Annotated in this window: 15 protein-coding genes; 3 read left to right on the forward strand and 12 right to left on the reverse strand. The window is 62.3% G+C overall.

Annotation, left to right across the window (positions count from 1 at the left end):
• Positions 1–347 precede the first annotated feature (347 nt).
• On the forward strand, positions 348–1,760 hold the full coding sequence (locus ETW24_RS21060) for an efflux transporter outer membrane subunit (protein WP_129373060.1): 1,413 nt from the start codon (positions 348–350) through the stop codon (positions 1,758–1,760).
• Positions 1,761–1,819: 59 nt separating this feature from the next.
• On the opposite strand, the gene nqrM is transcribed toward ETW24_RS21060, so the two are convergent.
• The 3 genes from nqrM to ETW24_RS21075 all read right to left on the reverse strand — a co-directional run bounded on the left by nqrM (position 1,820) and on the right by ETW24_RS21075 (position 3,394).
• Complete coding sequence (gene nqrM / locus ETW24_RS21065) at positions 1,820–2,059, reverse strand: (Na+)-NQR maturation NqrM (protein WP_129373061.1); 240 nt, start codon at positions 2,057–2,059, stop codon at positions 1,820–1,822.
• 35 nt (positions 2,060–2,094) lie between these two features.
• Positions 2,095–3,129, reverse strand: a complete 1,035-nt coding sequence (locus ETW24_RS21070) for an FAD:protein FMN transferase (RefSeq protein ID WP_129373062.1) — start codon at positions 3,127–3,129, stop codon at positions 2,095–2,097.
• Between the two features lie 76 nt (positions 3,130–3,205).
• Complete coding sequence (locus ETW24_RS21075; RefSeq protein WP_129373063.1) at positions 3,206–3,394, reverse strand: hypothetical protein; 189 nt, start codon at positions 3,392–3,394, stop codon at positions 3,206–3,208.
• Positions 3,395–3,504: 110 nt separating this feature from the next.
• Between ETW24_RS21075 and ETW24_RS21080 the strand changes: the two genes are divergently transcribed.
• On the forward strand, positions 3,505–4,029 hold the full coding sequence (locus tag ETW24_RS21080; RefSeq protein WP_129373064.1) for a CBS domain-containing protein: 525 nt from the start codon (positions 3,505–3,507) through the stop codon (positions 4,027–4,029).
• 19 nt (positions 4,030–4,048) lie between these two features.
• On the opposite strand, the gene ETW24_RS21085 is transcribed toward ETW24_RS21080, so the two are convergent.
• Positions 4,049–4,492 carry a MarR family winged helix-turn-helix transcriptional regulator gene (locus ETW24_RS21085; RefSeq protein WP_129373065.1) on the reverse strand — a complete coding sequence of 148 codons (444 nt, stop codon included), beginning with the start codon at positions 4,490–4,492 and terminating at the stop codon, positions 4,049–4,051.
• A 156-nt stretch (positions 4,493–4,648) separates the two neighbouring features.
• Between ETW24_RS21085 and ETW24_RS21090 the strand changes: the two genes are divergently transcribed.
• Positions 4,649–5,227, forward strand: coding sequence for a YceI family protein (locus tag ETW24_RS21090; protein ID WP_129373066.1), 579 nt, complete (start codon positions 4,649–4,651; stop codon positions 5,225–5,227).
• A 77-nt stretch (positions 5,228–5,304) separates the two neighbouring features.
• Here the strand turns inward: ETW24_RS21090 and nqrF are convergent, their stop codons facing one another.
• The 8 genes from nqrF to ETW24_RS21130 all read right to left on the reverse strand — a co-directional run bounded on the left by nqrF (position 5,305) and on the right by ETW24_RS21130 (position 13,778).
• Entirely contained in the window at positions 5,305–6,528 is a 1,224-nt protein-coding gene (nqrF, locus tag ETW24_RS21095) for an NADH:ubiquinone reductase (Na(+)-transporting) subunit F (RefSeq protein ID WP_129373067.1), read from the reverse strand.
• 15 nt (positions 6,529–6,543) lie between these two features.
• A complete protein-coding gene (gene nqrE / locus ETW24_RS21100; protein ID WP_058284773.1) occupies positions 6,544–7,152 on the reverse strand; it encodes an NADH:ubiquinone reductase (Na(+)-transporting) subunit E in 609 nt (202 codons plus the stop codon).
• Positions 7,152–7,805, reverse strand: coding sequence for an NADH:ubiquinone reductase (Na(+)-transporting) subunit D (locus ETW24_RS21105; RefSeq protein ID WP_129373068.1), 654 nt, complete (start codon positions 7,803–7,805; stop codon positions 7,152–7,154). Before ETW24_RS21105 ends, nqrE begins: the two co-directional genes overlap by 1 nt.
• Entirely contained in the window at positions 7,805–8,608 is an 804-nt protein-coding gene (locus ETW24_RS21110) for a Na(+)-translocating NADH-quinone reductase subunit C (protein ID WP_129373069.1), read from the reverse strand. Before ETW24_RS21110 ends, ETW24_RS21105 begins: the two co-directional genes overlap by 1 nt.
• Positions 8,601–9,809, reverse strand: coding sequence for an NADH:ubiquinone reductase (Na(+)-transporting) subunit B (locus ETW24_RS21115; protein WP_129373070.1), 1,209 nt, complete (start codon positions 9,807–9,809; stop codon positions 8,601–8,603). The genes ETW24_RS21110 and ETW24_RS21115 overlap by 8 nt, the downstream gene beginning before the upstream one ends.
• Before the next feature lie 5 nt (positions 9,810–9,814).
• Positions 9,815–11,158, reverse strand: a complete 1,344-nt coding sequence (locus tag ETW24_RS21120; RefSeq protein WP_129373071.1) for a Na(+)-translocating NADH-quinone reductase subunit A — start codon at positions 11,156–11,158, stop codon at positions 9,815–9,817.
• Between the two features lie 404 nt (positions 11,159–11,562).
• Entirely contained in the window at positions 11,563–12,687 is a 1,125-nt protein-coding gene (locus ETW24_RS21125) for a mandelate racemase/muconate lactonizing enzyme family protein (protein ID WP_129373072.1), read from the reverse strand.
• The gene (locus ETW24_RS21130; protein WP_129373073.1) at positions 12,684–13,778 is read right to left on the reverse strand and encodes an alcohol dehydrogenase family protein; all 1,095 of its coding nucleotides are present in this window, start codon (positions 13,776–13,778) and stop codon (positions 12,684–12,686) included. The genes ETW24_RS21125 and ETW24_RS21130 overlap by 4 nt, the downstream gene beginning before the upstream one ends.
• Positions 13,779–13,806: the final 28 nt, after the last annotated feature.

The following is a 13,806-nucleotide window of genomic DNA, read 5'->3' on the forward strand; positions in this document are numbered from 1 at the left end:
CTCAAGGAGCCGGGGCCGATGCGCCGGCACCGGGCGCACCTCAGCCGTTTCAGAAACAGTGGACGGGGGCCCTGCCGCCGTCAAGCGCAGGGACAGCCCTGCTGTAAACTCTTCCAGCCCTCCCGGGCTGCGCGTGCTGACACCGGAGAATGACCGGCCTGGCGCCGCGCCGGCACAGCAAAAACGGCAAGACGACATCATTTTGCGCAGTCCCCGGGTTGTGGGTTGCGCGCATCAGTGCCCGACAAAGACGCCGATTGCGGCAGGAATCTGTTCGCGGCCCGCGCTGCCCGGTTTAGGTTTTTCAAAAGCCCGCACCAAAAAGACCGGGCGTCTAGAGGCAAGTCATGAGCAGATCCAAGTGGACAGCCCGTTGTGTGCTGCTGGCCGGGACCATCCTGTGCAGCTGCACCGTTGTTGGCGTTGACTACCAGCGCCCGGACTTTGCGGTGCCGGCGGCCTATTACCAATCCCGCAGCTATGCGACCGCGCAGGGCGCGGCTGAGACCTGGTGGCAGGGGCTGAACGATGCCACGCTGAACCGCATGGTTGACGCAGGCCTGGCGCAAAACCTTGGCATCAAGGCCGCCCGCGAACGCCTGAAAGCCGCCGAAGCCCTGCGCCGCGGCAGCGGCCGGCCGCAGCAGGTCAGCGGCAGCCTGGAAGGCAGTTCGATCTTTTCGCGCCGCGAATCCCAGAACAATTCCTCCAGCCAGGATGTTGCCGAGGTTGGCGCAACCTACGTCTTTGACCTGTTCGGCGAATTCGAACGCCGCTCTGAACGCGCCGTTGCCGACCGGGACGCGCAGTTTTATCAGATGGCCACCACCCGGCTGGCGATCACCGACGCGATCACCCGCACCTATATCCAGGCCCGCTTTTTCCAGCGCGGCGCAGCTGTCACCCGCAAGACGATCCGCCTGCGCGAACAGATACTGGGAACCGTGGTTGAACTGCAGGAAGCCCGCGCCGTGCTGGCGCTGGATGTGGAACGCACCAAACTGCAGGTTGCCAGTGCCAAGGCAGACCTGCCCGGCTTTATTGCCAGCTATGAATCCTCGGTGTTTGCCCTGGCCACCTTGCTGGACCGCGACGCGTCCGAAGTTTTTGCGATGATGAAGGGCAGCTACAGCCAGCCCTACCCGGCGACCAAGCCGGAACTGGGCGTGCCCGCCACCCTGCTGCGCAACCGCCCGGACATCCTGCTGGCCGAGGCCCAGCTGCGCAGCGCCACCGCCGATATCGGCGTCACCGAGGCGGAACTCTACCCGTCGCTGGAAATTACCGGCTCGGTGCAGGCGGTCCGGCATGTGCCCGATCTCTACTCCATCGGTCCGAGCCTGAATTTCCCGCTGTTCAACCGTCCTGTGCTGCGTGCCTTCCACAAACGGGCCATCGCCGAGGCCAAAGCGACGGAGTACGATTACCGCGCAGCCGTGCGCGGCGCCGTTGAAGAAGTCCAGTCCCAGCAAAGCACGCTGCGCGCCGCCCGCCAGCGCACCGCGGCGCAGGTCCGGGCGGTCAATCTGGGCACCAAAGTTGCCGATCTGGCGCGCGAAACCTTCACCGCCAGCGAAATCACCTTGTTCGACCTGCTCAACACCGAAGAAGCACTGCGTGCCAACGAGCTGAACCTGATCTCCGCCCGCCGTGACCTGGCGCTGGCCTGGGCCGGGCTGCAGATTTCACTGGGCAAAGGCTGGGCACCGGATCAAACCCCGGCCAGCGCAGCAGCAGCTTTGTCAGCAAAGGCTGAGTAACTTCAGGCGTCTTGTTCCGGTGCAGAGCAGGTTCAGCGCGGGATAGGTCCCGAGCGGTCTCAGGCCTGTTCCTGCTGCATCTGTTCGACCATCCGGCGCGCGCGCTTGCACTGCAGCTTGTCGCGCAGCGGGCTGTCGGGGTCGATGTCCTTCGAGCAGACCACGCATTTGTCGGCGCCCGAGATCGCATTCAGCCCGCCGCAGCTGCCCTTGATCTTCTTGCCCATCAGGATCACGCCCAGCGACATCCCCAGGGTGACGATCAGCAGCAGGATGAAGGCCAGAAGAAAGGTGCTCATGTGTGGTCCCTCGCAGGATGGCTTGGTGCGCGGCTTCAGTTTCCGGTCAGCGCCTCGAATGCGCTGCTGGCAGTGGTCATATAGGCATCCGCACCGGCTTGCACGTCCCGATCAATGAAAAACACGGCAAGTTTATGCTCTTGGGCAAGCTTAAGCCCGTTTTCGCGGCCCAAAACCAGCATCGCGGTGGCCCAGGCATCCGCCAGCATCGCGTTTTCCGCAATCACCGTGACAGAAGTGGTGCTGTGCGTCACCGGCCGCCCCGCCACCGGATCCAGGATATGGGAATAGCGCGTGCCCTCATGCTCAAAGTAATTCCGGTAATCACCGGATGTCGCCAGCCCCAGATTGCTGACCGGCACAATCAGTTGCACCGTCTGCGCCGCCGCATCGGGTTTTTCGATGCCGATGCGCCATGCCTCGCCTTTGGCGTTTTCGCCCTTGGTCACCAAATCGCCGCCGATTTCCACCATGTAGTGCTCGATACCGAACCCCTGCAAAGCCCCGGCCACCGCATCAACGCCATAGCCCTTGGCGATGGCGGACAGGTTGATGCCGGTGCCCGGCGCGGATTTCTTCAGCGTGCCCGCCGCAGCATCCAGCACCAGCAGCCGGGCCTGTCCCACATTTTCCAGCGCCTTGGCAATAGCGGCATCGGATGGCACCGGATCCTCGGGCTGGCGCGGGCCGAAGCCCCACAGCTCGATCAGCGGCCCCAGGGTCACGTCAAACTTGCCGCCTGTCTTTTCATGCACATCATTGGCCGCAGCCAGCACATGGGCAAACTCCGGCGACACCCGCACCGGCGCAGTGCTGCGCTCGGCCGAGAAGGTGGAGACCTCCGAGGCCGGATCCCAGTTCGACATCTTGGCATTGACTGCCGCCAGGGTGCCCTCCACCGCGGACCCCAGCGCCTCGGCGTCCAGATCCTCGCCAATCGCTATCACGCTGTAAGTGGTGCCCATGGTTTCACCCGACAGCCGCACCTCTTGCGGCGCGCTTTCGAACCAGCAGCCGGACACCGCCAGCACCGCGGGCAGGATCAGGGCAAACAAAAACCTTCTGGGCATTGGTACATCTCCGGCGGCAAAACTGGCGCTGCTATGCCCCCGCCCTGCGCCAGAGTCAAATTTGGCGCACCAAGGATCAGAACTTCAGCGGCACAAAAGCCAGCGCCAGCAGGCCCAAGGCGGCAGGCACCCCGAACAGCCAGGCCCGCAGCCGACCGTTCGGCGCTTCGCTCTTCCAGGTCTGCCGGTACATATGGCCGCAGACCACCACCAGGAACACGGTCAGCGCACCGGTCACGGGGGTCAGATAAAGGGTGTCGAACATGTTGTTTTCCGGCCTATGTTAGCGCTCGCGTCATTTCGCCCCTTCCCGGATCGTAATCCCGCGTTAAGATGAGCATATCACCTGATCCAGGATAGGAGGAGACCCGCGCAATGGCACCGACCTCATACCAAGCTCCGATGCGGGGCGACAAGGAGGACAAGCACACATACAGCCAGTCCGCCGAGTCAAACCTGTCGCATTCGCAGACAACAGTGGCCAAGCTGCTGGAGGGCAAGGGCGATGCCATCTTTGCGGTGCGCCCCAATGATACCATCGGCCATGTGGTGGATGTGCTGAAGGAAAAGCACATCGGCGCGCTGGTGGTGACCGATCAGAACGGCGACCTGCAGGGCATCCTGTCGGAACGCGACATCGTGCGGCGGATGGCGGAAACGCCCGGCCACACCCTGCCGCAGGAAGTTTCGGCGCTGATGACCACAGCCGTCAAATCCTGCACCCCCGATGACTATCTGCATGACGTGCTGAAAACCATGAGCGAAGGCCGCTTCCGCCACATGCCAGTCCTGAAGGACGGCAAGCTGGCCGGCATGATCACCGTGGGCGACGTGGTGAATTTCCGCCTGAAAGAGCTGGAATATGAAACCCTGCGGATGAAACAGATGATCGTCGGCTAAGGTTTTTGACGGCGGCGGGTCACGGAAACGGCCCGCCGCCTGTTTCCTGCAGAATGGTCAGGAACGACTGAACATCTTCTGCTTCGGCCAGCGCCGCCATGCTGCGTTTGATTGCCGGTCCGTAGATCCCCCACATCCGCAGGCGCAGCGCTGCGCCAGCCGCGGTCAGGTGCAGCACCTTGCCGCGCCGGTCGTGTTCATAGACCGCTTCGCGCACCAGACCCTGCTTTGCCATCTGTGCCAGGATGCGCGACAGGTTCGATTGCTCAAACAGCAGGTTCCTGGTCAGCTCAAAAGCACGCACCCCGCCGTCCCCCGCCAATTCGATCCCCCACAGCACGTCGTACCAGCGCATGCCGGGCAGCCCCGCCTCGCGCAGTTCCGTTTCAATATCCCGATGGGTCTGCCGGCAGGCCCGGTTCAGCAGGATCCATATCTCGGTTTCCCGTTTGCTCGGCGTCATAGGCAATCACGAATTGGTGAACGAAGCACGCGGCAGGCATTTTTGCATGCGGATGCGGCGGAATAGATGCCATAACATCTATACGGGGTTCCGCGCCAGGATTGAACCCCGCAATTCAATACCGCCCCAAGGGCAAATCCAAACAGGGATACCGTCATGCTGATCAAGATTGCACCGCTTGCCGCCGCCGCACTGCTGGCCGCGCCCGCCGCTTTTGCTGCCACGTATAAAACCGATCAGGGCCACACCGAAGTTCAGTTCAGCTGGAGCCACGCCGGCGTTTCGGTCCAGTCCGGCGAGTTCACCCAAGCCGAGGGCACGCTGGAAATCGACCCCGAAAACCCCGAAGCCGCATCGTTGAATGTCACCATCAAGACAGACAGCCTGGCCACCGGCTTTGGCCCGCTGGACGATCACATTTCCAGCGCCGATTTTCTGGAGGTTGCGACCTATCCCGAAATCACCTTTGTCAGCACCAGCGTTGAAAAGACCGGCGAAAACACGGCCAATGTCACCGGCGACCTGACCATCCATGGCACCACCAAGCCGGTTGTGCTGGAAACCACCATGACCCATTTCGGCCCGCATCCGCTGGGCGGCGCGATTGAATATTACCAGGGCGATTGGGCCGCATTTAAGGCCAGCACCACCATCGACCATCAGGCCTTCGGCGTCGGCGGCTTTTCCACCGGGCCGATCACCATCCGCATCAGCACCGAGATGAGAGCACAGTAAACGCCGCCAGGCGTTGGAACAAAGAAAGCCCCGGAGAAAACATCCGGGGCTTTTGATTTTCCGCGCTGCGTTCCGGCTTAGCCGCCGAAGTCGTCCAGCATGATGTCCTCGCGGTCCACACCCAGATCCAGCAGCATGTTGATAACCGACTGGTTCATGATCGGCGGGCCGCACATGTAGAATTCGCAGTCTTCCGGCGCCGGATGGTTCTTGAGGTATTCCTCGAACAGAACGTTATGGATAAAGCCGGTATAGCCTTTCCAATCGTCCTCGGGCTGGGCATCCGACAGCGCCACATGCCAGTCAAAGTTGTCGAACTCCTCGGCCAGGCTGTCGAAATCCTCGACAAAGAACATCTCTTTCTTGGAACGCGCACCGTACCAGAAGCTGATCTTGCGGTCGCGGTTTTGCAGCCGCTTCAGCTGGTCGAAGATGTGGCTGCGCATCGGCGCCATGCCGGCACCGCCGCCGATGAACACCATTTCCTTTTGGGTGTCGCGGGCAAAGAATTCGCCGAACGGACCGGAAATAGTGACTTCATCACCCGGCTTCAGGTTAAAGATGTAGGACGACATCATGCCCGCAGGAATGCCCTCGGAGCCCGGAGGCGGCGAGGCGACACGGACGTTCAGCATGATAATGCCCTTTTCGTCCGGGTAGTTCGCCATTGAATAGGCGCGTTCAACCGGTTCGTTCACCTGGGACTTATACTGCCACAGATTGAAACGGTCCCAGTCCTCGCGGTATTCTTCCTGGATGTCGAAATCGGTATAGGCCAGCTGGTGCGCGGGTGCCTCGATCTGGATGTAGCCGCCGGCGCGGAAGTTCACATCCTCGCCTTCGGGCAGTTCCAGCACCAGCGCCTTGATAAAGGTCGCCACGTTGTCGTTCGAGCGCACCTTGCAGCGCCACTTCTTGACGCCAAAGACTTCCTCGGGGACTTCGACTTCCATGTCCTGCTTGACCGCAACCTGGCAGGACAGGCGGTCGCCGCAGCCCGCTTCGCGCTTGGTTATATGGCTTTCCTCGGTCGGCAGGATCGACCCGCCGCCCGAATGCACCCGCACCCGGCACTGGGCACAGGTGCCGCCGCCGCCGCAGGCGGAGGGGACGAACAGTTTTTCCGCCGCCAGCGTTTGCAGCAGCTTGCCGCCCGCAGGCACCGAGATGGTTTTTTCACCGTTGATGGTGATATTGACGTTGCCGGTTGAGACCAGGCGGGAACGGGCGACCAGGATGATGGTCACCAGCGCCAGCACGATCACCGTGAAAAGGGCTACGCCGAGCGTGAAAGTTTCCATGTTTCCGCGCTCTCCTTACAGTTTGACGCCGCTGAAGGACATAAAGGCCATCGCCATCAGTCCCGCGGTGATAAAGGTGATGCCAAGGCCCTGCAGACCGTCCGGCACGTCGGAATACTTCAGCTTCTCGCGCACACCGGCCATCGCGGTGATCGCCAGCGCCCAGCCAAAGCCGGAAGACAGGCCATAGGTGGTTGCTTCGGCAAAATTGTAATCGCGTTCCACCATGAACAGCGAACCGCCCAGAATGGCGCAGTTCACCGTGATCAGCGGCAGGAAGATCCCCAGCGCGTTGTAGAGCGGCGGGAAATACTTATCCAGGATCATCTCCAGGATCTGCACCATCGCCGCAATCACCCCGATGTACGAAATCAGACCAAGAAAGGTCAGATCCACATCCGGGAAGCCGGCCCAGGCCAGCGCGCCGGGTTTCAGCAGGTAAGTCAGCAGCAGGTTGTTGGCCGGCACGGTGATGGCCTGCACCACCATGACCGAAATCCCCAGCCCCAGCGCGGTCGAGATCTTTTTCGACACCGCAATGAAGGTACACATACCCAGGAAGAAGGACAGCGCCAGGTTTTCAACAAAGATGGCCTTGACGGCGAGTGAAATCAGCCCTTCCATCAGTGCGCCTCCACGGTTTGGATTTTATATTCACGCTCTTCCACCTGGTTCGGTTTCCAAGTGCGGAAGCCCCAGATCAGCAAGCCGATGACAAAGAACGCCGAGGGCGGCAGCAGCAGCAGGCCGTTGGGCACATACCAGCCGCCGTTGTTCACGGTCTCCAGGATGGTGATCCCGAACAGCGAGCCAGAGCCGAACAGCTCTCGGATCACGCCGACCAGCATCAGGATCAACCCATAGCCCAGACCGTTGCCGATGCCGTCGATAAAGGACGCGACCGGCGGGTTCTTCATCGCAAACGCTTCGGCGCGGCCCATCACGATACAGTTGGTGATGATCAGGCCAACAAAGACCGACAGGGTTTTTGAGATCTCGAACGCATAGGCCTTCAGCACCTGATCCACCAGGATCACCAGGGACGCGATGATCACCATCTGCACGATGATCCGGATCGAGCCGGGGATCTGGTTGCGCAGGACCGAGATGAACATTGACGAGAACGCGGTCACAAAAGTCACCGCCAGGGTCATAACAAAGGCCACCTGCAGCGACGATGTCACCGCCAGCGCCGAGCAGATGCCCAGAACCTGCAGCGTGATCGGGTTGTTGTCGACCAGCGGGTCGACCAGCATTTCCTTCTTGGTCTGCGACATCAGAAGTCTCCCGCTTGCAGGGCGGTCAGGAAGGGTGCGTAACCCTCTTCGCCCATCCAGAATTTCACCAGGTTGTCGACACCGACAGAGGTCAGCGTCGCGCCGGCCAGCGCATCAATGTGGTGCTCCGGCCCGGCCGGGCCTTGCGCCTTGGCAACGGTGATCTGCAATTCGCCATCAGCGTCATGCAGCTTCTTGCCGCTCCACAGGGATTTCCAGCGCGGGTTGTCCACCTCGGCGCCCAGGCCGGGGGTTTCGCCGTGCTGGTAGAATTGCAGACCAAAGATGTCGTTGCCGTTCTCCTCAACCGCGATAAAGCCATAGAGGGTCGACCACAGGCCATAGCCGTGGATCGGCAGGATCACCTTGTCCAGCGCACCCGCGTCGTCGCGCAGCAGGTAAACGGTCTTGTAGCGCGACTGGCGGCCGATGCCGGCCGGATCATTGTCCAGCGCGCGGCTCAGCTCCGGGTCCTGCGCGGCGGCCAGACCGTCAAAGCTGGCGGCGTCGAACTGATCGGTGAATTCACCGGTCTGCAGATCCAGCACCTGCGGTTCAAACGCGGCAAAAGCTTCGGCGACATCTGTGCCCGGCTCATACAATCCCGCCACCTGCAGCACGTTCAGCTGCTTGTCGCGTTTGCGGTTGGTTTCCTGCACCGGGCGCAAGCTGACAGCGGCGGAGGACACGATCATCGAGGCCACCAGACAGACGGCGACAGCAATGAACACGGTCTTGCCAACCGAATCCGGCGATGCGGCAAGGAAACGGCCGATCAGGCCCTTGCTTTGGGTATCAGCCATGGCGGCGCGCCCTCCGTTTGATGTTGGCCTGCACGACGAAGTAGTCGATCAGCGGTGCAAAGACGTTGCCGAACAGGATCGCCAGCATCATGCCTTCGGGGAAGGCCGGGTTCAGCACCCGGATCAGCACAACCATCACACCGATGAGAGCACCATAGATATAGCGGCCCGCGTTGGTGTGCGATGCGGACACAGGTTCCGTGACCATGAACACCAGACCGAACGCATAGCCGCCCAGCACCAGGTGCCAGTACCACGGCATTGCAAACATCGGGTTGGTGTCGGAGCCGATGAGGTTCAGCAGCAGCGAGAACGCAATCATCCCGCCCAAACAGCCCGCGATCAGGCGCCAGTTGGCGATCTTGGTGAACAGCAGGAAGGCCAGACCAATGGCGCAGGCCACGGTCGAGGTCTCGCCAAAGCTGCCCTGAATGGTGCCAATGAAGGCGTCCGACCATTCGATGCCCTTGGCAGCCAGCGCCTGCACACCGTCGGCGGCTGTCACACCCAGCGCGGTGGCGCCGGAAAACCCGTCAACCGGGGTCCAGACACTGTCGCCCGACATGTTCGCCGGATAGGCGAAATACAGGAACGCCCTGCCGGTCAATGCGGGGTTCAGAAAGTTCTTGCCGGTGCCGCCAAAAACTTCCTTGCCGATCACCACGCCAAAGATGATGCCCAATGCCACCTGCCACAGCGGCGCCGAGGCCGGCATGATCAGCGTGTAAAGCATCGAAGTCACAAGGAAGCCCTCGTTCACCTCGTGGCCGCGCACGGTGGCAAAGATCACCTCGAAAATGCCGCCGGCAATCAGCGTCACCAAATAGATCGGCAGGAAATACAGGAACCCGTGCGCGATATTGGCCATCGGGTTCGCCGCATCCAGCGAAATGCCGAACATCTGCAGAATGGCAATGCGCCAGCCGGTCGCGGCATCAGCGCCAAGCCCGGCAATCGCCGCGTTCGCCTGATAGCCGGTGTTCCACATACCCCACAGAATGCAGGGGATAGTGGCGATCACCACATAGGTCATGATCCGCTTCATATCGACGTATGAACGCGCATGCGGCGCTGCGGTGGTCACAGTCTTGGGGGTGTAAAGAAAGCTCTCCACCATCTCATAGACGGGGAAGAGTTTCTCGTATTTGCCGCCCTTTTCAAAGTGCGGCTCGATCCTGTCAAAGAAGCTGCGCAATCCCATCCGGCTCAGCCCTCCTTTTCAATCTTGGCGAGGCAGTCGCGCAGCGCTTGCCCGTATTCATATTTGGCGGGGCAGGCAAAACCGACGAGGCCCATGTCCTCTTCGTCCAGCTCCAGCGCACCCAGCGCCTGCGCGGTGTCGGTGTCCATCACCAGCAATGCCCGCAACAGCTGTGTCGGCAGATAGTCCTGCGGCATCAGCTGCTCAAACGTGCCGGTGGGCACCATCGCGCGGCGGCCGCCGTTCAGATTGCTGGTCAGGCTGAACAGCTTGCGCGACAGGGCGGACCCCAGCACAGGCTGCACCGCGTATTTGCCGCCCATGGGGCGGATCCAGCCCAGCGGGATCTGCTTGCGGTCTTCTTCCATCAGGGCAACCTGACGGGCGAACCGGCCCAGATATGCAAACGAGCCCGCAGCCTGACGGCCCGACAGGATAGAGCCGGAGATCACCCGCACCGGGCCGTCCGCAGCAATCTCGCCGCGGGTCAGCTCATCGGTGGAGGCCCCCATCACGGTGCGGACCAGACGCGGCTCGCGCGCCGCAGGCCCGGCGAGCGCAACAACAATGGAAGGGTCCAGATGGCCGGTCAGCAGCAGGCGGCCGATGGCGATCACATCCTGATAGGAAATCGTCCAGACCTGATCCTCGGCGCGCAGCGGTTTCAGGAAATGGATGTGGGTCCCGGCAAGACCTGCAGGGTGCGGGCCGGAGAAGGCCGCCGCCTCAACCCCGGCAACATCGGTGCCCGGAATGCTGTCGCCAGCCTTCTGGCACAGATAGGTGGTGCCCTCGGTCAGCAGGGTCAGCGCTTTCAGACCTGCCGCAAATGCCTCAGCCGCATCATTGATGATCACGGCAGCGTCAGCCGCCAGCGGCTCGCTGTCGATCGCAGTCACAAAGATCGCGCCCGGCTTGGAACCCGGCTGCGGCATCTTGGAATAAGGACGGGTGCGGAACGCGGTCCACAGACCAGCCGCGCACAGCTTTTCGGTCAGCCCCTCGGCAGTATCGGCATTGCCGGTGGCCGAGAAATCAACGCCGTTGTCGTCCGCATCGGAAACCGCGATCACCACGCTTTCCAGCACCCGGCGCGCACCGCGGTTGATTGCCACGACCTTGCCGGTCATCGGCGCGACCATCATCGCGGCTTCGGCATCCTTGTGGCAGAACAGCGGAGTTCCGCGCTGGACCTCCTCGCCTTCCTGCACCAGCATGCGGGGTTTCAAACCCAGATAATCGGGGCCCAGAACCGCCACCGAAGTGATGGCCGGGCCGGGGTGAATGGTCTGTTCCGGCGCGCCTGTCACCGGCAGATCCAGCCCCTTCCTCAAGTTAAATGTCTTCATATTTGCGCTACGTCCTTGTGAGGCCGATTCCCGTGGCGGTACTTATCTGTTTCCGGCGGCGGAGACAAAGAAAACGCAAGATACGGTCGCTTTTGACTCTTCACCAGCCGGGTCCGGCCCTGTTTGATCGGGCGCACTCGAATCAAATTTGCCGCCGAATGGCAAGGCCGCCCCCCTGCTTGCCGGGCAGATTCCTCCGTGATCGCAGCTTCTAAGCCAGAATGCCGCATCTGCAGCCTGCCAATACGTCAGATGCGCCACCCGGAAGCGGCAATCGCACGCCCTGCCTGTGGACAAAACACCCCGTCCAAGCAACGCTTGCCGGGGCGGTCCAATGTGATGGCGCTAACGCCTGCGGCAGCCCGCATGTGATTCGCGACAGGCCTGCGGATTTTGCGCTAATCTCACGCTTCCCAGACAGCCTGCGGCGCGCCCATCAGATCACGGTCAACGGTGATCCCAAGCCCCGGCGCATCCGGCACCAGCACGCCGCCGTCCTGCACAGGCGCGTCGAATTCCGCGGTTTTCAGCGTCACCATATCGCGGCAGTCCAAAATGCAGCGCAGGGACCGCTCCGGCACCGTGGCGCCCAGATGCGCAATGGCGGAAAACGCCACGGCAGAGCCGACGGTATCCTGCACACTGACCGTCGCACCGGCAGCCAGGCACATGTCCCGGTGCCGCCGTCCATGGGTCAGCCCGCCCGCCTTGGAGATCTTGAGGCCGATGCCGTCGGCCACGTCCTCGACCAGCATCAGCGCGATGTCCTCATCCTGCTGCACCAGCTCATCCAGGATGATCGGCACGCTGCAGCGCTTGCGCAGCGACATCGTCTCGCGCCAGGTCTTGCAAGGCGCCTCCAGCACAAAATCCAGCCCCTCGGGCAGCATCCGCAGTATCCGCAAGGCGGTCTCCGGCGTCAGCCCGCCATTGGCATCGACCAGAAAGAACTCCCCCGGCTGCCGGTCCGCCAAGGACGCGCGGATACGCTCCGCGTCCAGCGCCGGGCCGCCTTCGCTGTCCAGCGCGCCGACCTTGACCGAATGCCCCAGATAGCCCATCTCGCGGTGCTGCGCGACGCGCGCGCGCATGTCCTCAGGGCTGCCCGCATAGATCGAAGAGATCACCGGCAGGCGTTTGCCCGTAGAGCCGCCCAGCAATTCGCAGACCGGCAGGTTCACCGATTTCCCGAACAGGTCCCAGCAGGCCAGATCAATTGCCGATTTGGCGTGATTGTGGCCCAGCAGCGCCTCGTCCATCGCATCGTTGATGCGGTCCATCTGCCGCGGATCACGGTCCAGCAGATACGGCGCAATCTCGACGATCCCCGCTCGCGCACCCAAGGCGTGCGCGGCGATATAGGTGGCGCCGAACGGCGTGCTCTCGCCCCAGCCTTCCAGTCCGGTGTCGGTGGTGATCCGCACAAAAGAGGCATCAAAACTGCGGTACTCCCGTCCGCCTGACAGCATGTAGGTGCCGCCGGAATAGGGCAGGTCCAGCTGATACAATTCGATTTTCTTGATCTTCACGCCTCGGCCTCCGGGATCATCAGCACCAGCTTGCCGGTATGTTTCTTGCTCAGGAAGTCCTCCTGCGCGGTTGCAATCTCAGCCAGCGGATAAGTCTTGGCGACCAGCGGGCGGATTTCCCCGGCCTCGATATATGAGATCAGATTGGCGAACACCTCATCCTCCTGAAAGGTGCAGCCCATCAGGGTCAGGTCCTTCAGGTACAGCGTGCGCACGTCGATCTCAGCAATCGGCCCTGCAATGGCGCCGGCGGTGGCATAACGCCCGCCGCGCCGTAAAACGTCCATAAACGCAGGCCACTGCGGGCCAGCGACCAGATCGACCACCACATCGACGGATCCCTCGCCCAGCTCTGTGCGCAGATCAGCGTTGCGGTCCACCACACGGTCGGCGCCAAGCGCCAGCACCTCCTCCGCCTTCGCAGCAGAGGACAGCGCGATCACGGTGGCACCGCGGCGCTTGGCCAATTGCACGGCGGCAGAGCCGACGCCGCCCGACGCGCCCGAGATCAGCACGGTTTCGGCGCCAAGGCCAACCCGGTGCAGCATGTTCTCAGCCGTCGAATAGGCGCAAGGGATCGAGGCCAGCTCGGCATCGGACCAGTTGCAGTTCACTGCATGGGTCTCGCGCGCCGGGGCGACCGCGAACTGGGCAAAACCGCCGTCGCATTCGCTGCCGAAGGTCCAGCACTCAAAGGGGCGGTAATCGACGTAAGAGCGCAGCATGTTGCGCACCAGCACCCGCTCGCCGATACGGGACGGGTCGACCCTCTCCCCCACCGCTGCGATGTGCCCGCAGGCATCCGCGCCCTGAATGCGCGGGAATTCCAGCGGCTTGCCGGACCAGCTGGCATCGTCGTCATCGACGCTGTCAAACCCGGTGGCGCCGCCCGCATTGGTGTCCGCATCCACCGCCTTGGAGTACCAGCCGATCCGGGTGTTGATGTCGGTGTTGTTAATGCCCGCCGCCGCAATGCGGATCAGCACCTCGCCGGCCTTGGGCTGCGGCACCGGCACATCGGTGCGGTAGTCCAGTTTGCCGATACCGCCGTGGCCGGTTAGCAGCACGGCTGCCATTTTACTGGGGATCATGAGTGTCTCTCCCTGAATAAAACTGGCC

Source organism: Leisingera sp. NJS204 (assembly GCF_004123675.1).
Classification (GTDB): Bacteria; Pseudomonadota; Alphaproteobacteria; order Rhodobacterales; family Rhodobacteraceae; genus Leisingera.

What these genes read in the sequence shown, in the direction of transcription:
- ETW24_RS21105 (WP_129373068.1), bottom strand. Translation starts at nt 7,805, where the DNA reads ATGTCGCAGACCAAGAAGGAAATGCTGGTCGACCCGCTGGTCGACAAC.
- ETW24_RS21120 (WP_129373071.1), bottom strand. Translation starts at nt 11,158, where the DNA reads ATGAAGACATTTAACTTGAGGAAGGGGCTGGATCTGCCGGTGACAGGC.
- nqrE (WP_058284773.1), bottom strand. Translation starts at nt 7,152, where the DNA reads ATGGAAGGGCTGATTTCACTCGCCGTCAAGGCCATCTTTGTTGAAAAC.
- ETW24_RS21060 (WP_129373060.1), top strand. Translation starts at nt 348, where the DNA reads ATGAGCAGATCCAAGTGGACAGCCCGTTGTGTGCTGCTGGCCGGGACC.
- ETW24_RS21070 (WP_129373062.1), bottom strand. Translation starts at nt 3,129, where the DNA reads ATGCCCAGAAGGTTTTTGTTTGCCCTGATCCTGCCCGCGGTGCTGGCG.
- nqrF (WP_129373067.1), bottom strand. Translation starts at nt 6,528, where the DNA reads ATGGAAACTTTCACGCTCGGCGTAGCCCTTTTCACGGTGATCGTGCTG.
- ETW24_RS21075 (WP_129373063.1), bottom strand. Translation starts at nt 3,394, where the DNA reads ATGTTCGACACCCTTTATCTGACCCCCGTGACCGGTGCGCTGACCGTG.
- ETW24_RS21080 (WP_129373064.1), top strand. Translation starts at nt 3,505, where the DNA reads ATGGCACCGACCTCATACCAAGCTCCGATGCGGGGCGACAAGGAGGAC.
- ETW24_RS21130 (WP_129373073.1), bottom strand. Translation starts at nt 13,778, where the DNA reads ATGATCCCCAGTAAAATGGCAGCCGTGCTGCTAACCGGCCACGGCGGT.
- ETW24_RS21110 (WP_129373069.1), bottom strand. Translation starts at nt 8,608, where the DNA reads ATGGCTGATACCCAAAGCAAGGGCCTGATCGGCCGTTTCCTTGCCGCA.
- ETW24_RS21090 (WP_129373066.1), top strand. Translation starts at nt 4,649, where the DNA reads ATGCTGATCAAGATTGCACCGCTTGCCGCCGCCGCACTGCTGGCCGCG.
- nqrM (WP_129373061.1), bottom strand. Translation starts at nt 2,059, where the DNA reads ATGAGCACCTTTCTTCTGGCCTTCATCCTGCTGCTGATCGTCACCCTG.
- ETW24_RS21085 (WP_129373065.1), bottom strand. Translation starts at nt 4,492, where the DNA reads ATGACGCCGAGCAAACGGGAAACCGAGATATGGATCCTGCTGAACCGG.
- ETW24_RS21115 (WP_129373070.1), bottom strand. Translation starts at nt 9,809, where the DNA reads ATGGGATTGCGCAGCTTCTTTGACAGGATCGAGCCGCACTTTGAAAAG.